Genomic DNA, 23,742 nt, shown 5'->3' with positions numbered 1-23,742 from the left:
TGGCTTGATCGATCTTGGCGACCCGCCAATCAGGCCGGCATGGCAAGCCGGGCCAGTTCTGTCTTGATCCAGCCCGCGATCTCGCGCTGGCGCTGCGCGGGCATGCGGTCGATGATGGCCGTGACGCTGACGGCCAGCAGGGGCGCGCCCTGCGCGTCCAGCAACGCGCAACCCACGCCCAGCGCGCCGCGCACCGCGTGGTTGCCGACCACCGAGTAGCCGCGCGCGCGCGTGTTTTCGATCAGGCGGAACATTTCCTGAGGCGTCATGCCGCCGTACTCGTCCAGCCTGCCGGAATTGCGTTCGACGATGCCGCGCGCCACGTCGTCGGGCAGGGCGGCCAGCAGTGCCATGCCGCCCGAGCCCACGCCTAGCGGCTGGCGCTTGCCGGCATACGTGGCAAGGATCTGTACGGGATAGCTGCCGATTTCGCGATGCAGGCTGATCGAGTCGTCTTCCTCGCGCACCACCAGGAACACGGCGTCACCGGTGCGGTCCGCCAGGCGGCGCAGCACGGGCAGGAGCTGGCGCACACGCGGATCGCGCGACCGCGTGTCCGGATCGACGGCAAGCTGGGCGCGGTATTTCTTGGTGCCCGCGACCGGCAGCACCAGGCCCGCGTCGAGCAGGGCGGCCAGCAACCGGTAGATGGTGGGCCGCTGTATGCCGGTCAACCGGGCAATATCGGTCACGCTCAGGCCGTCCGGACCCTGGTCACGGAGGGCGGCCAGCACGGCCAGGCCGCGTCGCAGAGTGCGTGGGCCCGCGGCCGCGGCATCGCTGTCTTGCATGCAGATCTCTGAAAACTAAGGGTTATCAACAAACGAACGAGGGAAAACCATCGTCCGTAGGGTGGACTCTACCTTGATGGCCACCGCCTGTATAGCGCAGAATGCGTCCATCCAATAATTCGAATCGTCCATCTAATGGACAGTACCCGCACGGAGACATTATGACTACAGGTCACAAGCCTGGCATGCGGCGCCTTGCCGCCACCCTTCTGGCCACCGCCGCAAGCGCATTTGCATTGGGTTCCGCCCACGCAGCCTATCCCGACAAGCCTGTCCGCATCGTGGTCGGTTTCTCGGCCGGCGGCACCACCGACGTGATCGCCCGCATCATGGCCAAGGAACTGACCGAGTCCCTCGGTCAATCGTTCGTGGTCGAAAACAAGCCGGGCGCCGGCAGCAACATCGCCACCGACCAGGTCCAGCGCGCCACGCCGGACGGCTACACGCTGCTGTTCGTGGCGGTGACCAGCGCGATCAACCAGACCCTGTACAAGAACGTCTCGTTCGATCTGACCAAGGATTTCGCCCCGGTCGCCCTGGGCGCCAAGGTCCCGAACATCCTGGTGGTCAATCCCCAGGTGCCGGTCAAGTCCGTGAAGGAACTGGTCGACTACGCCAAGAAGAACCCGGGCAAGCTGGCTTTTGCCTCGTCCGGCAGCGGCACGTCCATCCACATGGCGGGCGAGCTTTTCAAGATGAAGGCGGGCATCGACGTCCTGCACGTGCCGTACAAGGGCAGCGCCCCGGCCATGACCGACCTGATCGGCGGCCAGGTGCAGTTCATGTTCGACAACATGCCTTCGGCCTGGCCGCATGCCCAATCGGGCAAGCTGAACGCACTGGCCGTCACCACCGCCGACCGCTCCAAGAGCGCGCCGGACCTGCCGACCATGAAGGAATCGGGATTCACGGACTTTGACGTGTCGTCGTGGTTTGGTCTGCTGGCTCCCGCCGGCACGCCGCCGGAAGTCATCAACAAGCTCAACGCCGCCATGCAGCAGGCGCTGGACAAGCCCGCCGTGCAGACCAGCTTTGAAAAGCTGGGCGCCGTGGGCGTGAAGACCACGCCGGCCGAATTCGGCCAGTTCATCAAGTCGGAAGTCGAAGGCTGGGCCCCCGTGGTCAAGGCCTCGGGCGCGACGGTGGACTGATCGGCGCCTCTGCCGGTCACTCGCCGGCGGAGGGCTTAGTAAAAAGGGACGGTCTTGGGCCGTCCCTTTTTTATTTGTGCGTTTGATCCAGCCGATTGATTCCAGCCGGCGCCACGACCGCTATTTCTTCTTGGCCGCGTTCAGCATCGCCGTGCAGACGCCGCGCATCATGTCCACTTCGTCGCGGGTGAGCGACAGGCGGGAGTACAAATGGCGCATGCGCGGCATCAGCTTCTTCGGGTGGGCAGGGTCCAGGAACTGCACGCCGACCAGCGCTTCCTCCCAGTGCGCCAGAAACGCCTGGACCGCCTCGCTGGAAGCCGGTTCCGCGCCACGCGACGGTTCCTGGGCAGCGGAACGCGGCAAGAGCTCGGCGCCCTGATCCGCCAGCAGCGCATAACGCAGCTCCCAGGCGGCCAATTGCAGCGCCTGGGCGACGTTCAGCGAGCTGTACTCGGGATTGGCCGGGATGTGGCAGATGCGGTGGCACAGCGCGATCTGCGCGTTCGTCAGCCCCGCGCGCTCGGTGCCCAGCACGATCGCGGCCACGCCTTCGGCCGTGTCCGCCAAGTGAGCGCAGGCCAGATCGGCCGCCTGCCGGATGTCGCAGGGCGGGGGACCCAGGTCGCGGACCCGCGCCGTCAGCGCGAAAGCCAGCGTGACGGGCGCCAGGGCTTCCTCGAGCGACGGATAGATGCGGGCGTTCTCAAGCACGTCCAGCGCGCCGCTGGCCAGCGCCACGGCCTCCGGTTGGCTTGTTACATCCGGGAATTTGGGGTCCACCAGGACCAGTTCCGAGAAGCCCATCGTCTTGATCGCACGGGCCGCGGAACCGACATTTCCGGGGTGGCTGGGGTTCACCATTACGAAGCGAACACGTGAAAATGCTTGAGTCATTTAAAATGGCACGTTTGGCTTCGTGCCTTCCTGGTTTTTTGAGTCGATTTCCCCGCGGGGGCGACGGCGTGCCGGGGGGCGGCAAGCGGCCTATCATCAAGCCAACTCATCGCATACGTACGGAATTTTATGCACCCGATGCTCAACATCGCCATCAAGGCGGCCCGGCGTGCCGGCACCATTATCAACCGTGCCAGCATGGATTTGGAACGACTCAGCGTGGCTCGCAAGGGGCCGCGCGATTATGTCACGGAAGTCGATCGCGCCGCCGAAGAGTCCATCGTCGAAACGCTGCGCGCAGCCTACCCTGACCACGCCGTGCTGGGCGAGGAGTTCGGTCTGCAGGGACCCGACCAGGCGGAATTCCAGTGGATCATCGACCCGCTGGACGGCACCACGAACTTCATCCACGGCCTGCCCAATTACGCCGTGTCGATTGCGCTGACGCAGCGCGGCCAGGTCACGCAAGCGGTCATCTATGACCCCTCGCGCAACGAACTCTTCACCGCCAGCCGTGGCAGCGGCACGTTCCTGAACGACCGCCGCGTGCGCGTCTCGGGCCGCACCCGCTACCACGACGCGCTGCTGGGCGCGCACTGGCCCAATGCCGGCGATCCCGAACAGGGCTCGCAGCGTTTCCGCCAGATGGCCGAAGGCGCCACCGGCGTGCGCCGCCTGGGCTCGACCGTGCTGGACCTCGCCTATGTGGCCTCCGGCCGCCTGGACGGTTTCTGCGGCGTGGGCCTGAAGCCCTGGGATGTAGCTGCCGGCAGCCTGATGGTGCTGGAAGCGGGCGGTCTGGTCGCCGACTTCGATGGCGAACAAGGCTGGATGGACAGCGGCAACGTCCTGGCCGCAAGCCCCAAGATCTTCACGCAGATGCTCTCCACGCTGAACCCACCCTCGGCGGCCTGATCGGCGCGACGCGCAAACAGAAACCGGCCCTGGCGGCCGGTTTTTTTTCACTACGTCAGGACGCTACCCGCGCGGGCTAGCGGCCCGCCGCATACCGCACGTGGGTCAGAGCGCCAACTGGATTCGATTCTCTTCTTCGCCCAGCGGCATGGCGGGCACCGCGCAGCAAATGAGGACCTCATCCTCACCGGCTTCGGCGGTGGGTTCCTTTATGTAGGTCACCGCGCCCTTGATCAGTTTGGTGCGGCACGTCCCGCAATTCCCCTCACGGCAACTGAATTCAGGATTCAGTCCGCGCGTCTCCGCAAGATCAAGTAGCGTGCCGGACCCCGGGGTCCAGCGTGCCTCCTTCAGCGAATTCATGAACGCGATGGGCACGGAGGCCGTGGCCGGCGGCAAGCGGACCGGCTTATCTGCATGGGGCGTACCCGTGCGCGTCAACGACGCCGGTCCGAACGCCTCGGCGAGGATTCTTTCATCGGCGATGCCGTAGCCGCGCAAGCCGTCGTAGATGGCCTGTGTGAACGTCGGGGGGCCGCAAAGATAGAACTCGTAGTCGCCAAATGCCAGAAACCGGCTGAGCAGTGGCATATCGATACGGCCCGAGGCTTCGTAATCAATGCCGTCCCGGGCATCGGCGATATCGCTGAGCACACGAACGACTTTGACTGCGCCTTTTGCGGCGGCAACCAGCTGGGCAATCTCATCATCAAACGCGCGTTCGCGCTTGGCGCGCGCGGCATAAAACAGCGTAGTGGGCCGGATGCGTTGCCGGCGCAGCCCTTCATAGACAAGATGGCGCAGCATCGCCAGCATGGGCGTGATGCCGACTCCTCCCGCCATCAGCACTGCAGGGCGATTCGTCTGCGCGTCCAGCGTGAAACTGCCCGCCGGCGCCCGCACGTCGATGGTGTCGCCCTCTTGCAGGTGGTCGTGCAGGTATTGGGAGACCTGGCCATCCCGCTTGACGCTGATGCGGTAATGCCCATCCGACGGTGCGACCGACAGCGTGTAGGTGCGAATGATCGGCTTATCCAATCCCGGGACGTTGACGCGTATGGGCAGATGCTGGCCCGCCAGATGCGGCAGCAGTCCAGCGCCATCGTCCGGCGCCAGATGAAACGATCGGATCGACTCGCTTTCCTGCACGACGCTGCGCACTTTCAAGGGTCGCCAACGGGTTGCAAATTCCGCCGCGCGCAACCGCGCATCGGCTTGCTGCCAATCGCCCGTCATTAACGAACTCTCCGACCAGCCGCCCTCCTGAAACTTCCAGCGCAGGGCCAGGCCGCCCCGTCTGCGCACGATCTTGTGCGCGCGGAATGTCCATAGACGCTCCGCACCCTGAAATGCCGCGATGTCGGGAGCGTCCAGGATGACCTGAGCCTCGCCCGTCATCTGCAGCATGTCGCCGGTCTCGAAATCGACGAACAGAAGTCCTGCCTTGCCGTTGAGCAGGATGTTGCCGAGCGTGGCAAAGAAGAGGTTGCCGTTGAAGTCCGGAATGGTAAGCGTGCCGTCCTGATGCACCCGCACGAACCCGGCCTTGCCGCCGCGATGGGAGACATCGACCTGGCGGCGGTCTTCACGCTCGGCGTACGACGCGACAAAAAAGGCGTCGGATTTTTCGATCAGCGCCCGCGTCTCCGGGTCGATGCCCGCCAGTTCCTCGGCCTGCACCGGCGCGGGCACGCCGGGATCGCGGACAAAGGTGAAGTCGCGGAGCTGAATGTACCGCGGGCAGTTTCCGAAACTTTGATCGACGCCGACCCGGAAACCGCTATCCACGCCATGTGCGAGCACACCGTTCATGCGGTTGCGGCGGCGCGTGTGCATCTCGATGCCCAACAGGCCGACCGGAGCGCCTTCAATCATGCCGCGGCCTGCCGGGTCCGTGGCATCCGGGCGGGCGGCGATATCGAGCGTCGCCGGTGTCGGCGACGACATGAAGCCCGGTCTGCCTTCAAGAAACGTCGCCCAGGCGTCCCCCGCGGCGTCCACGCTTCCCAGCACGATGAAGGGCAGTTGCGCGTAGAAGTCCCGGTGTTGGTCAGGCATGTAGTCCCGCACGACACGTTGGCCGACCACTTCCATTCGTTCGGCGACGCCGACCTTCTCCTGGATGAATTTTTCGCCCGCATGCCAGGTGGGCAACTTGGTGGATGTCTCGGCCATTTTCGTTTCTCGCTGGGGGGATGGACCGCGGACCAAGCCGTCGGTGCTCAGGACGCCGTCACGCGTTGGCGGTCAGCCCGGCCGGGGTCTGGACGAAGGGCACAAAGCCCGGCAAGGCCTCGACTCGGCCGAGGAAACCCTTGACCGCGGTGTACGCCGAAAGATCGACGTTCCCCTCGGGCGCGCGGGCGAGGTAGCTGTAGATTGCGACGTCAGCGATGGTCGGATGATCGGCGGCCAGCCACTCGCGATTGGCCAAGTGGGCTTCAAGCTTATTGAGCAGGGCGTGCGCGCGCCCGATGACTTCTTCGGCGTTGAAGCCGGCGCCGAACACGGTGATCAGCCGGGCCGCCGCCGGCCCGTAGGCGACTTCACCCGCCGCCACCGACAGCCAGCGCTGGACGGCCGCCGCGCCACGCGCGTCTTCCGGCAGCCAGGCGCGTTGGCCGGATTTGTTGGCGAGATAGACCAGGATGGCATTCGAATCCGCAATGGCAACGCCGTCGTCTTCCAGAACCGGGACTTGGCCGAAGGGATTGAGGGCGAGAAATTCGGGCTTCTTGTGGGCTCCCGACTTCAGATCGACTTCGACCAGCTCGGCGTTCAGGCCAAGCAGCGATGCGAAGAGAACCACTCGGTGAGAATGGCCCGACAGCGGGTGGTGGTGGATTTTCAAGGTCCGGCTCCTGGGGTGGGTTTTCGGAGCGGGACAATTCCCGAACCGTGCCGTCAGTGTGGAACCGAACGATTTTTAGAGGAATAACCTCTGGGCGCACTTCTTTATTACGCTGGGAGAAATAATCGGTTTGGCCGGGGTCGAAATCTGTGTGCCCGACGCTCGCGCAGGCAGCCGTGCCGCGATCAGGTCTCGGCGGACTGCGCAATCAACCGGCCATCGGGAAGCACCATCCACGCCCGCACGCCCAGGCTGCGCACCAGCGCCGCGGTACGTTCCAGCGGCATGTTCGAAAACGCCGTGGACAGCGCATCGGCAGCCGTGGCTGTGGACGCCATGACGGACACGCTGCGGTACAGCGGCCTTGCCTGTCCTGTGAGCGGATCGAAGAGATGCGAATACTGTCCCGCGGCATCCAGCGGCGTGCCATAGCCGCCCGACGTGGCCAGCGCCTGATTGCTGATCGGCACCTGCGCCAGGATCTGGTCGGGCGACAGCGGATCGGCCAGCCCGACGCGCCACCCCGCAGCGTTGGCCGATGCATCCAGTCCGCGTATCTCGCCCATGTCGACCAACGCGCGCTCCAGACCGGCGTTGCGAAACAGGTCCGTCACGCGGTCGGTGATGTAGCCCTGCGCGATGCCGTTCAGCGTCAGCGCCATGCCCGGCTGCAGGCGGATGCGCTGCGGGTCGACCTGGATGCTTCTGTACGACACGGACTGCAGCGCCCGAGAGATATCGTTCTGTGCGGGGCCATCGGGGGAAGCATCGGTTTGCGCGAAGTGGTCGGCGTACACGCGCCACAGCGGCTGCACGGACGGATCAAAGAGGCCCCCGGTCAATTCCGCGTAGTGCCGGCTTTCGCTGAGCAGCCGGACCAGGTCGGAGGGCGGATCGGCCAGATACCCCTGGCGGTTCAGGATCGACAGCGCGCTGTCGTCGCGGTACAGGCTGAACACGCCCTCGAGCCGCCGCAGTTCCTGCAACGCCCGTTCGATGAGCTGTTCGGCAGCCAGGCGGTCGGGATGATACAGCCGCAGTTCCGCGTCCGCGCCCAGCGCCACGCCTTGCCAGCGTACCGGCGCGATGGCCGCATGCGCGCGGCGCAGGAAACCGGGAGCGAGAGCCAGCGCGGAAGACGCGGCAACGATGCCGAGGAAGCGGCGACGGGCGGGAGGGTTCATGGCGTTATCAACCAGGTGAGGCGCAAAAAGTAAGGGCGATTCAATCAGGGCGGCGGGCGTTCGCACTATTGGGCAAACACGTAGTCCTCGGGCACGTCGGCAAAGCGCACGACGCGTCCGCCGTGGGTCTGCGCGAAAGCCTGCGCGCGCGTCTGATCCGAAAACGGCATGGCGTCTTCGGCGCCCATGCCGCCGATGAAGCTGGAGTTGATGACGTAGAAGGCCTGGCGGGCATCGACCCACGCCTTCAGATCCGCCGCGCCATCGGGGCCGGCGGCCGCCATGTCGTTGACATAGATGGCGGCCAGGCCCTTGGGTTCTTCGGGCAGCAGCGTGTAGGCGAACACCTGCTTGATGGACGAGAACCACACCGGCGCGGCGCGCCCTTTTACGAATATCTGGCCCTTCGGCCCCGTGTGGTCCAGCAGCATCATTCCGCAGTAGTGGCCGACGGCCTCAGCGGAGACCGCCTGCGGCGCGGGCGGCGCCGCGGCGGGTTCGTCGCCGCCGCAGGCCGACAGCGCCAGCATGATGGCCGAGAAGGCCGTTATTGCGGCCCAACGTTGCAGCGTCATAGCTGTTTCCTCCGGAAGCAGAAGGCGGCCAGCAGAAACGGCACGGCGATCCACAGCAATTGCGCCGCCACCAGCAGCGGCACGGGCATGTGCGCCTGATCGCTGACGCCGGCCATGCCCGCGTACATGGAAATGTTCTCGAACCCTGTCAGGTTCAGCAGCCGGTATACGTCGGACGGATTGGCCAGCAGTAGCGCATTGAGCATGCCCGGCGTGACGTGGCGGCCTTGATCCGCAGCCAGCACACCCAAGAGGCCCATGTCATAGATGACGACAAAGAACAGCCACACCCCCAGTGCGATGCCCGCCGCCGTGGCGCGTTCGCGCACCAGCGTGCTGACGAGGTAGCCCATGGCGAGAAAGCTTGCGCCGAGCAGCACGCTGGCGCCGATCAGCATGGCGAAGGGCCGCCAGGCGCTGGCGTCCATGCCGCCATACACCCATTGCAGCGCCAGTCCCGCCGACCCATAGCCCGCGCCGGTCGCGATGGCCAGGATGACCAGATGGCCGATGAATTTGCCCAAGATGACCTGCCAGCGCGACACCGGGTAGCTGAGCAGCAGGGCCATGGTGCCGCGGTCGACCTCGCCGACGATGGCGTCGTAGGCCAGCAGCATCGCGATGAGCGGCACCAGGAAGATGGACAGGCTGGACAGGCTGACCACCGTGACGGTCAGGGGATCGACCTTGACCGCGCCGGTGGGGGCGCTACCCAAGAGGCCCAGCGCCAGCGCCAGCGCGGCCAAAAGGAGCGATGTGGCAAGGACCCAGCGATTGCGCAGGCCGTCGCGGATTTCCTTGCCGATGATTGTGCTTACGGCGTTCATGCGTCTTCCCGTTCAAGCAGATGGGCGTAGATGTCGTCAAGCCCTGGAACCTGGATGTCCAGGTCGCTGATGGGCGCCCCGATGGCGCCGATGCTGCGGATGGCCTCGACCTTGTCCGATTCGTGGCACAGGCGTTCATAGCGGCTGGCGTCGACCTGGCGCCAGGCCGAGGAGGGCGGGGCGGATGCGTTGTCCGGCCCAAGTGTGACGCTGATACGGATCGGCAGCCCGGTGTCGCGGCGCAGCGCCGACATGCCGCCGTCGGCGATCTTCACGCCCGCCTTCATGACGACGATGCGGTCGGCGTGGCCGGCCAGCTCCGACAAGGCGTGCGTGCTAAGCAGGATGGTGGCGCCGCTGGCGCGCAGCTCGTGCACGATCTCGTAGAACTTGAGGCGCGAGGCCGGGTCCAGGCCGGTGGTGGGCTCGTCGAACAGCAGGATGCGCGGCGCGCCAAGCAGCGCCTGCGCCAAGGCCAGCCGCTGGCGCATGCCTTTTGAATAGCCGCCCACGCGGCGGTGCGCCGCGCCGGAGATGCCCACTTTCTCAAGCAGTTCCGCGTTGCGCGATACGGGCTGACGTTTCAGGCGCGCGTAGAAAGCCAGTGTCTCGGCGCCCGTCATCGCGGGATGCAGCGCGACCGTTTCGGGCAGGTAGCCGATCCGGTCGCGCAGGCGCGCGGCGGCCGGGCTGTGCGCGTCCTGGCCGAACAACGTGACGCGCCCGTGCGTCGGGCGGATGAGTCCGAGGATCAGCTTGATCAGGGTGCTCTTGCCGGCGCCGTTGTGCCCGGCCAGCGCCACGCATTCGCCTTCGCGCAGGTCCAGGTCCAGGACGCTGATGGCCCGGTGGGCTCCATAGTGTTTGCTGACGCCCGCAAGCGTCACCAGTGGATTGCTCATTGATTGTCCTCGGCGCGCTTCGCGCCGGTTTTTGCGTCGGGTTTTGCGGCAAGACTCGCGTCGAGATGCGCGTCGAGATTCGCGCCGGCGATGGCGCCGTTGTCAGCGCGCGGTTCCCGGACAGGCTTCATCAGCGGCGCGCTGTCGATCACTCCGCCAGGCAGGATCGCGGGGAACTGCGATTGCGCCCAGCGCACCACCGAGATGGCCGGACTGTTAAGCAGGATGCGCGCGGCGGGGGCGCGCCACAGCAGCTGGTCCACCACGTCGTTCGGACGGTAGGCCGTATCGGCGATGCCGTCGCCATCCAGATCGAAGGCCGTGTTGTCGCTCCAGTAGTTGCCGCGTCCGTTATCAGACCATTCCATCACCCGCGTGCCCACGTACTTGACCTGGTTGCGGTTGTTGATGAAGGCGTTGCCCGAGATCCGATTGCCCTCGGAACCCGCCGTGAAATGGATGCCGATATCGCAGTTGGAGAAATGGTTGTCCGCAAAGCGGTTCTTGTTGGCGTTGTAGATGAATACGCACTTGCCGGCGCCGTCGACGGTGTTGCCGGAGATGTCGGAGTCGTTGGCGTAATTCATCATCAGGCCCTGTTCCACGTTGTTCACCGCCACGTTGCCGGTGACGACCAGGCGGTGCGAATACATGATGGCGAAGCCGATGTCGTTGCCGGTGGACACGTTGCCGCTGATCTCGCTGTCGTTCGTGTACATATAGTGCACGCCGTAACGCAGGTCATGGAAGCGGTTGCCGGTGAACCGGTTCTGTTTGCTGGTGTTCACGAAGACGCCGTCGCGGCCGGCGGAAATGTCGTTGTCCACCACCGCGCTGCCGGGCGTGTTCCATAGCGACACCCCATTGCCACGCTCGGCCACGCGCAGCTCTTTGTTGCCCACGATGCGGTTGCCGCGCACCAGCGCGTCCTGCGGACCCCATACATAGACGCCGAACAGGTTGTCCAGGATGTCGTTGTGTTCCACCACGGCGCGATGCGCGGTGCGGTCCAGGAAGATGCCTGCGTCCATGGCGGGCAGGTCCAGCCCCGAGCGGGTGACGGTCAGGTTGCGCAGCGACACGTCCGTGGCCTTGATCCACAGGGTGCGCCCCTGGCGCGTGCCGGCGATGACGGCGGAACGGTCCTTGGGTCCCTCCAGCGTGAGCGGCTTGTCGATGATCACGTCGCCGGCGTAAATGCCGGGCGCCAGGCGCAGCGTATCGCCGGGCTGCGCCGTGGCGACGGCTTGCGCCAGATCGGCGCCCGCCGCGACCTCCAGGGTGGCGGCCGCGGCGGCGCCGTTCAGGACCGGGCCGAAGCCGGCCAGCACGAAGCCGGCCGCGGCCCACACCGCGTTTCGCAAGGTTGCGATGGCAGCCATGGATCGTTACGCAGACTTCTTGGGATGCACGATCATCTGGCCGGACATTTCCATGTGCAGCGCGTGGCAGAACCACTGGCAGTAGTACCAGTAGATGCCAGGGCGATCCGCTTTGAACGTGATGGACGACGTGGCCTGAGGACCGATCTCCATGGCGATGCCGTGGCCTTCCAGCGTGAAGCCGTGCGTCAGGTCTTCGATCACTTCCATGTTGGTCACGAACACCGTGACCTCGTCGCCCTGGTTCACCTCGAACTGCTTCAAGCTGAACATCGGCGCCACCGCCATCATGTACACGCGGACCTTGTTGCCGTCGCGCACGACCTTGGCGGCGTCTTCCAGCGACACGCCGTCCTTCTTGGCGATTTGGCGGGCGTCTTCCCACATGGGGTCGTCGCGCTTCCAGACGCTGATCGGGTTGATCTTGGAACGGTGCACCAGGCACATGTCGTGCGGCTCGGCGAAGCTGGGGCCGTCATGCACCAGCTTCATCTCGTCGCCGGAAATGTCGATGAGCTGGTCGTTCTCGGGCTTGAGCGGACCCACGTTCAGGAAGCGATCCTTCGAGAACTTGTTCAGCGACACCAGCCATTTGCCGTCGGCTTCCTTGGTTTCGCCCATCGTGGAGTGGTTGTGGCCCGGCTGGTAATGCACGTCCAGCTTCTGGAGGATCGGGTCGACCTTTTCGCCCTTGTAGGCGCGCTTGGCCTTGTCGATGTTCCACTTGACCATCTGGCTGTCGATGAACAACGTGGTGTAGGCGTTGCCGCGGCCGTCGAACGCGGTATGCAGCGGGCCAAGGCCCAATTGCGGCTCGGCCACGACGCAGTCGCGAGGCTTGATCTTGTCGGCGAACAGGTCGTCCAGCTTGCGCACGTCGATCACGGTGACGGTGGGCGAGAGCTTGCCGTTCAGCATGAGATGGATGCCGTCGGGCGCGGCGTTGCAGCCGTGGGGCGAGTTGGGGACCGGGATGTAGCGCGTGTACTTGGAGCCGTGGCGGCCGTCGACGACCGGCACGCCGCCCATCGTCTTGAAGTCGCCGTCCTTGACCGCCTTCTCGATGCGCTTGAGGTCGAAGACCACGACCCAGTCCTGCTCGTTGGCGGACATTTCCTCGACGGTGACGCCTTTCTCCGAGTTGTAGCAGGTGGCGAACGAGTATTTGCCCTGGTAGTCGGCGTCGCCGTTGTCCAGGTTGCCGTCGACCAGCACTTGCCACGCGACCTTCATGGTGTCGCCATCAATGGCCGAGTAGACCGAGAAGAAGTTCTTCTTGGGATCGTCAAGCACCTTGCCGTCGTTAGGCAGCGGGATGATGTGCTCGCCGTTGGCAAACACGTAGCCGGTGCGCGGATAGCGCTGCGGACGCAGGCCGTGCACGCCCGACACGTTGGGCAGCTCAACGATCTTGTCGGTCTTCATCACGTCCAGGCGGATGCGGGCCACTCGATTGTTGGCCTTGTCGTTGATGAAGAGGTAGCGGCCGTCGTAGGTCTGGTCGGTGAACGACAGGTGGGGGTGGTGGGCGTCGCCGTTGGGGAACACGCCGCCCTTATCCTTGAGGTATTCGCGGGTTTCAGGCGTGAGGCCGTCGGTCAGGACCTTGCGGCTTTCGTTCGTGCGGCCCCAGCCCGTGGCGCTGCAATGGTTGAAGACGGGAATGCGCACGAGTTCGCGCATGGACGGCAGGCCCAGCACGCGGACTTCGCCCGACTGGCCGCTGGAGTTGAACGCATAGTATTCGTCGAGCTCGCCCGGCGCGACATGCCCGAGCACGGCGCCGTTGCCAGATTTGCCCTCTTTGCCGTGCGCGGTGGACATCTGCGCCCCGGCAACGAGGCCGGCCGCGCCGGTGATGGCTGCGGTGCCCAGGAAGCTTCGGCGGGTGAGGCCGGCTTTTTCGGGGGTCTTGTCGGACATGGATAACTCCTAGGTAGGGACGGCGCATTGCGCCGCGGTACGAAAATCGTGTTTCACGATTCCCGGTTGGGGCGATTTGCCGAGTTGGGGGTCGGCATGCGGTGCAGAACGACTTCCTGCACCGACGGCTCAGGGGGCGGAGCCGGGCGCCGCTCACGCTTTGCCTGCTTCTGGATCAGGTGAGGGCACTTCTGTTTGTGGTGGTAAAGCATCTGGCAGTGCAGGCACTGGATGCACTCGTTCGGATTGATTTCTCCGGAGGGGTCGATCGCCTGAACGGGGCATTCGATGTTGCACCGTTGACAGGGGTTGCCGCAGTCGCGGTAGCGCTTGAGCCAATTGAAGATACGCAGCCGGGCGGGGATGGCCAGCGCGGCGCCCAGCGGGCACAGGTAGCGGCAGAAGAAGCGCTCGATGAACAGACCTGCGGCCAGCAGCGCCACGGCGAACAGCACGAAGGGCCAGTGGCGCACGAAGTGCAGGATGATCGCGGTCTTGAAGGGTTCGACTTCGGCCAGTTGCTCGGCAACCGCAAGGTCATACAGCGAGAAGCCGAAGAGCAGCAGGAAGATCACGTACTTGAGCGTGGACAGCCGTTGCGCCACGCCGTGGCGAATCTTGAGCTGGCGCACACCAAGCCGCCGGGCGATGCGGTTGGTCAGTTCCTGCAGCGCGCCGAACGGGCACAGCCAGCCGCAGAACGCGCCGCGGTTCCAGAAGACCATGGAGATGGCGGTGGCGCACCACAGGATGAACACCAGCGGATCCATCAGGAAGTATTCCCAGCGGAAGTCGGTGCGCAAGGCCGAGAAGAATGTCAGCACGTTCACGATGGATAACTGCGCCTGCCCGTACCAGCCGATCCAGAACAGCGCGAAGGCCAGGAACGCCAGACGCAGCCTGTCGTGCAGCAGCGGGCGTGAGGAGAGCTGGTCCTGGAAGAAGAAAATGCCGACGAGCACCGTCAGCGCGATGGTCAGGATGGCGATCTGGCCGGCCTTGCCCTGCCAGATCTGCTTCCACAGCGCGGGCGGCGCGGATTCGGCGTCGGGCGAGGGCGCCGTGGCGGCGGCGGACTGAATGGCGGAGGATTGACTGGCGGCGGGCGCCGGCGGCGGCGCGACGGTGCGGGTGTAGGCCGCGGGCAGGTCATACGGCAGATCGAACGTGACGAACGCTTTGTCCGACACGCTGAGCACGCGCTGCACCAACAGTTGCAGGCGCCACGGCTTGACCGGGTCGAGCGAGGTGTCTTCGGGCACGACAAAGAGGGCGACTTCGCGCAGCGCCGGCGCGCCCTTGGCGTTGATGTCGGCCAGCCGCTGGTGGTTGCGATCGCGGAACCGGAAGGCGCCTTCGTCCTGGATGACCTCGATGCGGTCGAAGATGCCGCCGCGCACGTAACCGGACCCCTTGAATGAATAGAGCCCATTGCCCGCGACCAGCACAGCCTGCTGGCCGGGCTTGAGGCGTTCCTTCAGGCGCTGCCAGCCGTTGTCGCCCAGCAGGCTGCGGCCGATGGATGGTGCGCTGACCAGCGCGGCATACAGGTCGATGAAGGTATCGTCGGGGCCGCCCTCGCCATGATCGGCCGCGTCCTTGCGGCCGGACCGCAGGAACGCCTGATTGACGTCGTCGGGCGTCAGGCGCAGGTTCTTCACGGCGCCCGCGTCAAGCAGTTCCTGCCAGGTCTGCACCGTGTCCTTGTCTTCGTCGAGGACGCGGGTGGCAGCCGGCTGCGCCGCGGCGCGTGGCGCGCCCGACTTGTCGATGCCGTGCGCGCGCGCCACCGCAATGGCGGACCGCGTGATCGTGTCGCCGATCACCATCAGCGTGACCGTTGCGCCGCTGACGATGTCCACGGGCGGCGGTGCGCCGTGACGGGGCGGGGACTCGACGAAGTTCAGGCCGACGTAGCCCTGGATGAAACGATCGACCTTGGCTTGCGGTATGCCGATCAGCACGATGGGCTCGTGGTGCTCGACCAGCTTGGCGCCCATGATGCGGCCGCTGTCGGAAAGCCCCACCAGCACGTCGATCGGCTTGCTTGAGTAGCCGCGGGTGTTGACCACGTCGGTAGTCAGGTAGACAAGGCCGAGCGGCTTATTGCCCGCAAACACGCGGGCAATGGCGGGCTTGCCCTCGACGGGCCCGGAGCGGTCGGCGCCGGGGAATACGTCCGTGATGGGTGTGCTGGCCAGGAATTCAGGCAGGCGTTGCGCCTGCGCCGCTTGCGCCAGGAACAGACAGGAAAGCCATAAAGCAATGAACGCGGCTTGAACGTATTTTGTGACCCGAAGGTGTACTGCGGTACTGCCGCGCATGCTGAACTCTGTTCGTTGTGTTTGCTTACGGGCATCCTACGAACATGCATCGGGGGGTGGATTGCGGTTTGTCAATCTGACAGAGTCGAAGGCCTAATAGCCCTACGATATGTAGGGGAAGTTCCGTAGATTTGGGGGGTATCCGCGAGTGGTGTTGATGGATGTCAATCGGACGACGAGAAGGCAGTCCTACACTGACCCGCGGCGGCAACGGCGTCTGCATATGGCTGGCGTACGTGCATCGACCGCTGTGTCATCGGAGAATTTCATGCTGGCAAAAGCCACCCTCGCCATCCTTCTTTCCGCCTCCAGCCTGCCCGTGCTGGCCGCGCAATGTGAAGCCACCGTCGAAAGCAACGACGCCATGCAGTTCAACGTCAAGGAAATCGTGGTCGACAAGAGCTGCAAGGAATTCACGGTCAACCTGAAGCACGTCGGCAAGATGGCCAAGGTCGCGATGGGCCACAACTGGGTCCTCACCAAGGAAGCCGACAAGCAGGGCGTCGCCACGGACGGCATGGGCGCCGGCCTCGCGCAGGACTACGTCAAGGCGGGCGACACCCGCGTCATCGCCCACACCAAGGTCATCGGCGGCGGCGAATCCGACTCCGTCAAGATCGACGTCTCCAAGCTCGCCGCTGGCGAAAACTACGCATTCTTCTGCTCCTTCCCCGGCCACTGGGCCATGATGAAGGGCACGCTCAAAGTCGGCGGCTAATCCCCCCGACGGGTCTGTTGAGACAAGCGAGAGCCGGCCGGGGGGCCGGCTTTTTCATGCCCGCGGCACCTGTCGCGCGGCGCGCGTGAACCGGGCCGACGGGCCGGATTCAGGCGCTTGCAAGCCTTAGTCCATTCGGCCCAAAGCCTCTGTCCATCAGGCTTACGGACGGGATGCGTCACCGGCATGTCATGGATTTTCCATGTACGATTACCGGTCGTGTAACTTCTGGAGCTCCTGATGGAGTGGCTGCTGGACCCCGCTGCGTGGGTCGGCTTGCTTACCCTGGTCGTCCTTGAGATCGTCCTGGGCATTGATAACCTGATTTTCATCGCCATCCTGGCGGACAAGCTGCCGCCCGCGCAGCGCGATCGCGCGCGCATCATGGGCCTGAGCCTCGCGCTCATCATGCGCCTGGGCCTGTTGTCCGTCATGTCATGGCTGGTCACGCTGACTACCCCCCTGTTCAATATCGGTCCACTATCGCCTTCGGGTCGCGACCTGATCCTGATGGTGGGCGGCCTGTTCCTGCTGTTCAAAGGCACGATGGAACTGCACGAGCGCCTTGAAGGCAGCATGCACACCGGCTCGTCCGGCCCGCGCGTCTACGCCAGCTTCTGGGTGATCGTCACGCAGATCGTGGTGCTGGATGCCGTGTTTTCGCTGGACTCGGTGATTACCGCCGTCGGCATGGTGGACCACCTGGCCATCATGATGATCGCGGTCATCATCGCTATCGGCATCATGCTGATCGCGTCCAAGCCGCTGACGCGCTTTGTCAACGCCCACCCGACGGTGGTGGTGCTGTGCCTGGGCTTCTTGCTGATGATCGGCTTTTCGCTCCTGGCCGAAGCCTTCGGCTTCAAGGTGCCCAAGGGCTATCTGTACGCGGCCATCGGATTCTCGGTTGCCATCGAGGCGCTCAACCAGGTGGCGCGCCGCAACCTGCTCAAGCTCGACGCCCGCTTCCCCATGCGCGAACGCACCGCCTCGGCCGTGCTGCGCATGCTGGGCAAGCGCCCGCCGGCCAGCGACGAACCCGACCTGCCCCATGCCGGCAGCCCAGCCGTCCAGGCGTTCGGGGTCGAAGAGCGCAACATGGTCAGCGGCGTGCTGACGCTGGCCGAGCGTTCCATCCGGTCCATCATGACGCCGCGCACGGACGTTTCCTGGATCAATATCGACGACGATCCCGACAACATCCGCCGCCAGCTCACCGAGGCGCCGCACAGCTTCTTCCCGGTGTGCCGCGGCTCGCTGGATGAAGTGCTGGGCATCGGCCGCGCCAAGGACCTGATCGCGGACCTGATCACCGAAGGCCGGGTGCGCCGCAACCGCCTGCGCGATCCAATCATCGTGCACGAGTCGATCGGCATCCTGCGCCTCATGGACACCCTCAAGCGCTCGCGCGGCCAGCTCGTGCTGGTGGCTGACGAGTTCGGCGCCATCGAGGGGCTGGTGACGCCCATCGACGTCTTCGAAGCCATCGCCGGCGAATTCCCCGACGAGGACGAACTGCCCGACATCGTGGCGGACGGCGCCAACACCTGGAAGATCGACGGGGCGGCCGACCTGCACCACGTCGAGCAGGTGCTTGAAACCGAAGGCCTGGTCGACGACGCCCAGGACTTTTCCACGCTCGCGGGCTATCTGCTCTCGCGCTTCGGACATCTGCCCAAGCCGGGCGACGTCTGCGAATACCAGATCCATCACCAGCATTTCCGCTTCGAAGTCCTGGAAATGGATGGCCGCCGCATCGCGCTGGTGCGCGTCGAGAAGCGCCCCGAAGAGCATTTCCCCGACGAAGCATCCCTAGCCAACGACTAACAGAGAGAGACCCTAGCCCGTGACCGAGAACTCGCTCTATCTGATCAAAGCATTCATCCTGGGCATCCTGGAAGGCCTGACGGAATTCATCCCCGTGTCCAGCACGGGCCACCTCATCCTGGTCGGCGACTGGCTGAATTTCGATTCGGGCGACGGCAAGGTGTTCGAGGTGGTCATCCAGCTTGGATCCATCCTTGCCGTGATGTGGGTCTTCCGCGCCCGCCTGCTCCAGCTGATTCGCGGCACGCTGACGGGCGTGCCCAGCGAAGTGGCCTTCACCCGCAACCTGATCCTGGCGTTCCTGCCGGCGGCGGTGATCGGCGCGATCTTCATCAAGACCATCAAATCGGTGTTCTACCACCCGGCGGTGGTCGTCGTGACGCTGGTGCTGGGCGGGCTGATCATGCTGTACGTGGAACGCCGCACGCGCCACACGCCGGGCGATGCGCCGGGCGCCGCTGACGACACCGCGTCGGACGAGCGCGCCTCGGCCCACACGCTCGAACAGATCACCTGGAAGCAGGCGCTGGGCGTGGGCGTGGCGCAGTGCTTTGCGATGATTCCCGGCACCTCGCGGTCGGGCGCCACCATCATCGGCGGCATGATTGCCGGCATCCAGCGCAAGACGGCCACCGAATTCTCGTTCTTCCTGGCCATGCCGACCATGCTGGGCGCGGCGGCCTACGACATGTACAAGAACTTCGGCCTGCTGACCCAGCACGACCTGTCGGGCATCGCCGTGGGCTTCATCGCGGCGTTCCTGAGCGCCATGGTAGTGGTGCGGGCCGTGCTGCGCTTCGTGGCCAACCACACGTATCGCGTGTTCGCCTGGTACCGGATCATCTTCGGCGCCATTGTGGCGGCCTGGATCTTCACGCGCTGATTCCTCCCCGCCTCGGCGGGAGCAGAAAAAAGGCCGCTTCTTGAAGCGGCCCTTTTTTTGACTTGCGTGGGTCTTGCGGCGTCTACGCTTCTGTTTCCAGGTCGTAGAACTGCAGTCCGTCGCGGTCGATGACCAGCCAGCCGCCGCGCGGGGGCGACACGTGGTCGCAGTCCCAGTCGGGTAGCACCCAGCGTTCGCTCTTTTGGCCGTCGATGTCGAGCACGTGGCGGTTGGGGCGATGCGTGTGGCCATGAACCAGCACGCGCACGCCCGTCTCGCGGAAGATCGACTCGATGGCGTCCGCGTTGACGTCCATGATTTCCATGGACTTCGTCTGGTTGGCCGCCTGGCTTTCGCCGCGGGCCTGCTGCGCCATGGCCAACCGCTCGGGGATGGTCTTGGCCAGGAACTCGGCCTGCCATTGCGGGTTGCGGACCATCTTGCGGAATTGCTGGTAGGCGGCGTCGTCCGTACAGAACTCGTCGCCGTGCGTCAGCAGGACCTGGCCGAAATCGGTTTCCAGCAGCGCCGGCTCGGGCAGCAGGCTGGCGCCCACGGCCTTGGCCAGTTCTTCGCCGATGAGGAAATCGCGGTTGCCGCGGCCCAGCCAAACCGGGATGCGAGCAGCCGTATTGCGTAGCGCCACCAGCACCGTGGCAAGCCACGGCGGGGCGGCGCGGATCACGTCGTCGCCGATCCAGGCGTCGAAGATGTCGCCGGGCAGCAGCAGGGCTGCCGCCTCTTCCTCTGCCGCCTGCAGAAAGGCCAGGAAGGCCTCCGAGGTGGCCGGCGTGGCCGGCCCCAGGTGCAGGTCGGATGCCAGCCAGACCGGGCCGGGCAGGGAGATCTTATTCAAGAACTTCGGCCTTCTCGATGATCACGTCTTCGTTCGGCACGTTCTGGTGGAAGCCCTTGTTGCCGGTCTTCACGCCCTTGATCTTCTCGACCACGTCGGTGCCTTCGGTGATGGTGCCGAACACGGCGTAGCCCCAGCCGTTCGGCGTGGGCGACGTGAAGTTCAGGAAGTCGTTGTTGGACACGTTGATGAAGAACTGTGCGGTGGCCGAATGCGGATCGCTGGTGCGGGCCATGGCCAGGGTGTACTTGTCGTTCTTCAGGCCGTTGTTGGCCTCGTTTTCGATCGGGGCGTGCGTCTGCTTCTGCTTCATGCCGGGTTCAAAGCCGCCGCCTTGGATCATGAAGCCGTCGATCACGCGATGGAACACCGTGCCGTTGTAGAAGCCTTCCTTGACATAGGTCAGGAAGTTTTCGACGGACTTGGGCGCCTTGGCGGCGTCCAGGGTGATGACCATGTCGCCTTGGTTCGTTTGAAGCTTGACGCGGGGATTGGTGCTCATGGTTTTGGTGCCTTCGGAGGTGGAGGGGGAAGAAGAGGCTGCGGGGGCGGCGCTGACGAACGCCGGAGCGAATGCAGCCAGTGCGAACGAGCACGCCGTCAGGCGCAGCAGGTGTAGAGGGGAGTAACGGGACATCATTTGCCTTGTTTATCCTTCAACATTGTTTCAACTTCGCGGACCTTTTCCCGCATGCCAGGCACGCCGTCGCTGGCGGCCTTCTTGTAGGTGCGCAAGGCCTGCAGCAGTTGCAGGTCGCCCAGATTGGCGCGAGCCGCCGCGTAGGTCGGATCGGCGCGCAGTGCCATTTGCAGGGCGTCCTGCGCGCGGTCGAGTTCTCCTCGGCCAGCATATAGAGCCGCCAGGTTGTTCCAGGGTTCCGGCAATTCGGGGAACCGCGTGGTCATATCGGTGTAAATGTCGATCGCTTCGTTCGTGCGATCAAGCGCGGCCAGGGCGCGCGCGTGCTGGAACATGAGCTGGACGTCGGTGCCGCGCTGGTCCTTGATCTCGGCCTCGCGCTTTTCGATCATCGCCAGGGCTTCCTGATTGTCGCCACGGGTGAGCAGTCGCTCGATGTGCGTGGTGATCTGGGAGGCGGACGGCGTCAGGCGCGTGTCCACGCTGGGCTTGGCGGCTTCCAGCAGATTGGCCAGGGCATCCCAGCCGCCTTCGGGGGGAATCGGGTCCAGGGTGGTGCGGCTGGCGTTGGGATTCGATCCCGCGCCGCCGCTCATCGACTGGGCAAGGGCAACGCCAGCGGGCGTGCCGGCCAGGGCCAGGGCGAGCAGGGCAACGCAAAAACGCGGCTTGATAGTCACGTGGGGTTCCGTTAAAAGTCTTGGCCGGCCGGCGCTTACGCGCGCGACCGGGCCGCTTGCTATACTTGACGACCACCATTTTAGCCCCGGTTGGGTTTTTGGCTCGACCATCGCGTTCAAGGTAGTACGGAGCAGGGCCAGAATTGAAATTGTTCCGCTGCGAATTTACCTGCCACAGTGCTAATGGGGCGGCACGCGTTGACGGTATCGTCCGTCGACAGCAACTTTCCGAAACCGCCACGGAAAACTAAACGAAGCCTATCGCGCCATGCTGCAAATCTACAACACGTTATCGCGTACCAAAGAACCGTTCAAACCGGCCCAGGCCGGCCAGGTGCGCATGTACGTGTGTGGCATGACCGTGTATGACTTCTGCCACCTGGGCCACGCCCGCATGCTGGTGTCGTTTGATGTCGTGCAGCGCTGGCTGCGCGCCAGCGGCCTGACGGTGGACTACGTGCGCAACATCACGGACATCGATGACAAGATCATCCGCCGCGCCGTGGAAACCGGCCGCCGCATCGGCGAAGTCACCGAGTTCTACATCGACGCCATGCACGCCGACGAGCGTGCGCTGGGCGTCGAATCCCCCGACCGCGAGCCGCGCGCCACGCAATACGTGGGCGAGATGCTAGACATTATCGGCAAGCTTGAAACCAACGGTCTGGCCTACCAGGCCGAAGACGGCGACGTGAACTACGCCGTGCGCGATTTCCCCGGCTACGGCAAGCTGTCCGGCAAGACGCTGGATGACCTGCGCGCCGGCGAGCGCGTGGCAGTCGGGTCCGGCAAGCGCGATCCGCTGGATTTCGTCCTCTGGAAGTCCGCCAAGGCCGAGGAACCCGCCGACACCAAGTGGGAATCGCCCTACGGCCTGGGACGCCCGGGCTGGCACATCGAGTGCTCGGCCATGAGCAAGTCGCTGCTGGGCCTGCCGCTCGACATCCACGGCGGCGGTCCGGACCTGAAATTTCCGCACCATGAGAACGAGATCGCCCAGACCGAGGGCGCTTTCGGCGGCACGCTGGCCAACATCTGGATGCACTGCGGCCCGCTGATGGTTGATTCGGACAAGATGTCCAAGTCCCTGGGCAATTTCCGCACGATCCGCCAGACCGTCGCGCAGAGCGAACCGGCGGCCGGCCAGTCCGAGTACCAGGTGAACCCGCGCGAAGCGGAAATGGTGCGCTTCTTCATTGTGCGCAACCACTACCGCAGCCCGCAGAACTACACGCCGGACAACCTGATCGACGCGCAGAACGCCCTGGATCGCCTATACCAGGCCTTGCAGAACGTGCCGGCCGACGATCAGGGCATCGACTGGAACGAACCGCAGGCGCAGGCCTTCAAGGCCGCGATGGATGACGACTTCAACAGCTCGGGCGCCGTGGCCGCGCTGTTCGAACTGGCCTCCGAAGCCAACCGTACCAAAAGCGCGCGCAGCGCCGGGCAGATGAAGGCGCTGGCCTCGCTGCTGGGCCTGCTGCAGCAAGCGCCGGCAACGTACTTCCAGTCTGCCACCCGCTATTCCGCGGCCGCCATCGAGCAGGGCGCGCGAAGCACGCTGGACGCCGACGCCATCCAGTCGCTGATCGACGCGCGCGCGGCCGCCAAGGCTGCCCGCAATTTCGCCGAGGCCGATCGCATCCGCGCAGAACTGCGCGAATCCGGTATCGAGCTGGACGACAAGCCGGGCGGCCTGACGCAATGGCGCCGCGCGTGACCCCGCAGGATACGCCGGACATGTCCACCGCAGATCTCGAGATTCCCAAGCCTGAATACTGGGAAGCCGCCGTGGCGCACCTGATGCGCCGCGACCGCATTCTGAAAAAGATCATCCCCCAGCACCCGGAGGTCTGGCTGACCTCGCGCGGCACGCCGTTCATCACGCTGGCGCGGGCGATCATCGGGCAACAGATTTCCCCCAAGGCGGCCGATGCCGTCTGGACCAAGTTCATCGACGCCGTGGGCAAACGCCCCACGCCCGTCGCCGTGCTGCGCGTTGGCGTGGACGGCCTGCGCAAGGCCGGACTGTCTCAACGCAAGGCCGAGTACGTGCTCGACCTCGCCGTGCATTTCGGCGAACGCCGGGTCCACCCCGAGAAGTGGGCGGCCATGGACGACGAGGCCGTCATCTCGGAACTGGTCGCCATCCGCGGTATCGGACGCTGGACGGCGGAGATGTTTTTGATTTTCAATCTACAGCGGCCCGATGTCCTGCCGCTGGATGATCCTGGGTTGCTCAAGGCAATCTCGCTACACTATTTCAGCGGCGAGCCTGTCTCTCGCTTCGAGGCTCGCGAAGTCTCGTTGGCGTGGCAACCCTGGCGTACCGTGGCAACCTGGTATCTGTGGCGCAGTCTGGAACCGACGCCGGTCCAATACTGACGCAAACCAGGCAGCCCATCTACGGAAC

General features: G+C 64.9%; 21 protein-coding genes. 7 read left to right on the top strand and 14 right to left on the bottom strand.

Annotated features, from left to right (window positions below):
• Window positions 1–29: 29 nt before the first annotated feature.
• Window positions 30–791: an IclR family transcriptional regulator gene (locus ASD71_RS11580; RefSeq protein ID WP_056563570.1), complete on the bottom strand. Its 762-nt coding sequence runs from the start codon at window positions 789–791 to the stop codon at window positions 30–32.
• A 161-nt stretch (window positions 792–952) separates the two neighbouring features.
• Between ASD71_RS11580 and ASD71_RS11575 the strand changes: the two genes are divergently transcribed.
• A complete protein-coding gene (locus ASD71_RS11575) occupies window positions 953–1,942 on the top strand; it encodes a tripartite tricarboxylate transporter substrate binding protein (RefSeq protein ID WP_056563566.1) in 990 nt (329 codons plus the stop codon).
• A gap of 120 nt (window positions 1,943–2,062) precedes the next feature.
• Here the strand turns inward: ASD71_RS11575 and ASD71_RS11570 are convergent, their stop codons facing one another.
• Window positions 2,063–2,839, bottom strand: coding sequence for an RNA methyltransferase (locus ASD71_RS11570; RefSeq protein ID WP_156395125.1), 777 nt, complete (start codon window positions 2,837–2,839; stop codon window positions 2,063–2,065).
• Window positions 2,840–2,968: 129 nt separating this feature from the next.
• Here ASD71_RS11570 and ASD71_RS11565 point away from each other — a divergent pair, with 129 nt between their 5' ends.
• On the top strand, window positions 2,969–3,754 hold the full coding sequence (locus tag ASD71_RS11565) for an inositol monophosphatase family protein (RefSeq protein WP_056563559.1): 786 nt from the start codon (window positions 2,969–2,971) through the stop codon (window positions 3,752–3,754).
• Between the two features lie 105 nt (window positions 3,755–3,859).
• Here ASD71_RS11565 and ASD71_RS11560 read toward each other — a convergent pair whose 3' ends face one another.
• The 9 genes from ASD71_RS11560 to ASD71_RS11520 all read right to left on the bottom strand — a co-directional run bounded on the left by ASD71_RS11560 (window position 3,860) and on the right by ASD71_RS11520 (window position 15,722).
• Window positions 3,860–5,929, bottom strand: coding sequence for a pyridoxamine 5'-phosphate oxidase family protein (locus ASD71_RS11560; protein ID WP_056563556.1), 2,070 nt, complete (start codon window positions 5,927–5,929; stop codon window positions 3,860–3,862).
• Between the two features lie 58 nt (window positions 5,930–5,987).
• Window positions 5,988–6,605: a glutathione S-transferase family protein gene (locus ASD71_RS11555; protein WP_056563553.1), complete on the bottom strand. Its 618-nt coding sequence runs from the start codon at window positions 6,603–6,605 to the stop codon at window positions 5,988–5,990.
• A 185-nt stretch (window positions 6,606–6,790) separates the two neighbouring features.
• Window positions 6,791–7,789, bottom strand: coding sequence for an FAD:protein FMN transferase (locus ASD71_RS11550; RefSeq protein ID WP_056563549.1), 999 nt, complete (start codon window positions 7,787–7,789; stop codon window positions 6,791–6,793).
• Window positions 7,790–7,854: 65 nt separating this feature from the next.
• Complete coding sequence (locus ASD71_RS11545; protein WP_056563546.1) at window positions 7,855–8,364, bottom strand: nitrous oxide reductase accessory protein NosL; 510 nt, start codon at window positions 8,362–8,364, stop codon at window positions 7,855–7,857.
• Complete coding sequence (locus ASD71_RS11540) at window positions 8,361–9,191, bottom strand: ABC transporter permease (RefSeq protein ID WP_056563543.1); 831 nt, start codon at window positions 9,189–9,191, stop codon at window positions 8,361–8,363. Before ASD71_RS11540 ends, ASD71_RS11545 begins: the two co-directional genes overlap by 4 nt.
• Window positions 9,188–10,093: an ABC transporter ATP-binding protein gene (locus ASD71_RS11535; protein WP_056563540.1), complete on the bottom strand. Its 906-nt coding sequence runs from the start codon at window positions 10,091–10,093 to the stop codon at window positions 9,188–9,190. The genes ASD71_RS11540 and ASD71_RS11535 overlap by 4 nt, the downstream gene beginning before the upstream one ends.
• Window positions 10,090–11,475: a nitrous oxide reductase family maturation protein NosD gene (locus ASD71_RS11530; protein WP_082578864.1), complete on the bottom strand. Its 1,386-nt coding sequence runs from the start codon at window positions 11,473–11,475 to the stop codon at window positions 10,090–10,092. The genes ASD71_RS11535 and ASD71_RS11530 overlap by 4 nt, the downstream gene beginning before the upstream one ends.
• A gap of 6 nt (window positions 11,476–11,481) precedes the next feature.
• Window positions 11,482–13,398: a TAT-dependent nitrous-oxide reductase gene (gene nosZ, locus ASD71_RS11525; protein ID WP_056563537.1), complete on the bottom strand. Its 1,917-nt coding sequence runs from the start codon at window positions 13,396–13,398 to the stop codon at window positions 11,482–11,484.
• A gap of 53 nt (window positions 13,399–13,451) precedes the next feature.
• Window positions 13,452–15,722, bottom strand: a complete 2,271-nt coding sequence (locus ASD71_RS11520) for a NosR/NirI family protein (RefSeq protein ID WP_082578863.1) — start codon at window positions 15,720–15,722, stop codon at window positions 13,452–13,454.
• Window positions 15,723–15,990: 268 nt separating this feature from the next.
• Here ASD71_RS11520 and azu point away from each other — a divergent pair, with 268 nt between their 5' ends.
• The 3 genes from azu to ASD71_RS11505 all read left to right on the top strand — a co-directional run bounded on the left by azu (window position 15,991) and on the right by ASD71_RS11505 (window position 19,150).
• Window positions 15,991–16,440, top strand: a complete 450-nt coding sequence (gene azu / locus ASD71_RS11515) for an azurin (protein WP_056563534.1) — start codon at window positions 15,991–15,993, stop codon at window positions 16,438–16,440.
• A gap of 240 nt (window positions 16,441–16,680) precedes the next feature.
• Window positions 16,681–18,267, top strand: a complete 1,587-nt coding sequence (locus ASD71_RS11510; protein WP_056563530.1) for a TerC family protein — start codon at window positions 16,681–16,683, stop codon at window positions 18,265–18,267.
• Between the two features lie 19 nt (window positions 18,268–18,286).
• Window positions 18,287–19,150: an undecaprenyl-diphosphate phosphatase gene (locus tag ASD71_RS11505; protein ID WP_056563528.1), complete on the top strand. Its 864-nt coding sequence runs from the start codon at window positions 18,287–18,289 to the stop codon at window positions 19,148–19,150.
• An 82-nt stretch (window positions 19,151–19,232) separates the two neighbouring features.
• Here ASD71_RS11505 and ASD71_RS11500 read toward each other — a convergent pair whose 3' ends face one another.
• The 3 genes from ASD71_RS11500 to ASD71_RS11490 all read right to left on the bottom strand — a co-directional run bounded on the left by ASD71_RS11500 (window position 19,233) and on the right by ASD71_RS11490 (window position 21,326).
• On the bottom strand, window positions 19,233–20,006 hold the full coding sequence (locus ASD71_RS11500) for a UDP-2,3-diacylglucosamine diphosphatase (RefSeq protein WP_056563525.1): 774 nt from the start codon (window positions 20,004–20,006) through the stop codon (window positions 19,233–19,235).
• The gene (locus ASD71_RS11495; protein WP_056563523.1) at window positions 19,999–20,508 is read right to left on the bottom strand and encodes a peptidylprolyl isomerase; all 510 of its coding nucleotides are present in this window, start codon (window positions 20,506–20,508) and stop codon (window positions 19,999–20,001) included. Before ASD71_RS11495 ends, ASD71_RS11500 begins: the two co-directional genes overlap by 8 nt.
• Before the next feature lie 134 nt (window positions 20,509–20,642).
• Window positions 20,643–21,326, bottom strand: a complete 684-nt coding sequence (locus tag ASD71_RS11490; protein ID WP_056563521.1) for a tetratricopeptide repeat protein — start codon at window positions 21,324–21,326, stop codon at window positions 20,643–20,645.
• 268 nt (window positions 21,327–21,594) lie between these two features.
• Between ASD71_RS11490 and cysS the strand changes: the two genes are divergently transcribed.
• Window positions 21,595–23,049 carry a cysteine--tRNA ligase gene (gene cysS / locus ASD71_RS11485; protein WP_056563518.1) on the top strand — a complete coding sequence of 485 codons (1,455 nt, stop codon included), beginning with the start codon at window positions 21,595–21,597 and terminating at the stop codon, window positions 23,047–23,049.
• A gap of 20 nt (window positions 23,050–23,069) precedes the next feature.
• The gene (locus tag ASD71_RS11480) at window positions 23,070–23,714 is read left to right on the top strand and encodes a DNA-3-methyladenine glycosylase (RefSeq protein ID WP_056566776.1); all 645 of its coding nucleotides are present in this window, start codon (window positions 23,070–23,072) and stop codon (window positions 23,712–23,714) included.
• The last annotated feature ends 28 nt before the right edge of the window (window positions 23,715–23,742 follow it).

This window comes from Achromobacter sp. Root565, assembly GCF_001427425.1.
GTDB lineage: Bacteria > Pseudomonadota > Gammaproteobacteria > Burkholderiales > Burkholderiaceae_B > Achromobacter > Achromobacter spanius_D.
This window is presented reverse-complemented; position numbering and strand designations above follow the sequence as displayed.

Coding starts and splice junctions, on each gene's coding strand:
- ASD71_RS11530 (WP_082578864.1), bottom strand. CDS start 11,475: ATGGCTGCCATCGCAACCTTGCGAAACGCGGTGTGGGCCGCGGCCGGC.
- ASD71_RS11575 (WP_056563566.1), top strand. CDS start 953: ATGACTACAGGTCACAAGCCTGGCATGCGGCGCCTTGCCGCCACCCTT.
- ASD71_RS11570 (WP_156395125.1), bottom strand. CDS start 2,839: ATGACTCAAGCATTTTCACGTGTTCGCTTCGTAATGGTGAACCCCAGC.
- ASD71_RS11540 (WP_056563543.1), bottom strand. CDS start 9,191: ATGAACGCCGTAAGCACAATCATCGGCAAGGAAATCCGCGACGGCCTG.
- azu (WP_056563534.1), top strand. CDS start 15,991: ATGCTGGCAAAAGCCACCCTCGCCATCCTTCTTTCCGCCTCCAGCCTG.
- ASD71_RS11480 (WP_056566776.1), top strand. CDS start 23,070: ATGTCCACCGCAGATCTCGAGATTCCCAAGCCTGAATACTGGGAAGCC.
- ASD71_RS11550 (WP_056563549.1), bottom strand. CDS start 7,789: ATGAACCCTCCCGCCCGTCGCCGCTTCCTCGGCATCGTTGCCGCGTCT.
- nosZ (WP_056563537.1), bottom strand. CDS start 13,398: ATGTCCGACAAGACCCCCGAAAAAGCCGGCCTCACCCGCCGAAGCTTC.
- ASD71_RS11580 (WP_056563570.1), bottom strand. CDS start 791: ATGCAAGACAGCGATGCCGCGGCCGCGGGCCCACGCACTCTGCGACGC.
- ASD71_RS11495 (WP_056563523.1), bottom strand. CDS start 20,508: ATGAGCACCAATCCCCGCGTCAAGCTTCAAACGAACCAAGGCGACATG.
- ASD71_RS11545 (WP_056563546.1), bottom strand. CDS start 8,364: ATGACGCTGCAACGTTGGGCCGCAATAACGGCCTTCTCGGCCATCATG.
- ASD71_RS11565 (WP_056563559.1), top strand. CDS start 2,969: ATGCACCCGATGCTCAACATCGCCATCAAGGCGGCCCGGCGTGCCGGC.
- ASD71_RS11510 (WP_056563530.1), top strand. CDS start 16,681: ATGGAGTGGCTGCTGGACCCCGCTGCGTGGGTCGGCTTGCTTACCCTG.
- ASD71_RS11520 (WP_082578863.1), bottom strand. CDS start 15,722: ATGCGCGGCAGTACCGCAGTACACCTTCGGGTCACAAAATACGTTCAA.
- ASD71_RS11535 (WP_056563540.1), bottom strand. CDS start 10,093: ATGAGCAATCCACTGGTGACGCTTGCGGGCGTCAGCAAACACTATGGA.
- cysS (WP_056563518.1), top strand. CDS start 21,595: ATGCTGCAAATCTACAACACGTTATCGCGTACCAAAGAACCGTTCAAA.
- ASD71_RS11560 (WP_056563556.1), bottom strand. CDS start 5,929: ATGGCCGAGACATCCACCAAGTTGCCCACCTGGCATGCGGGCGAAAAA.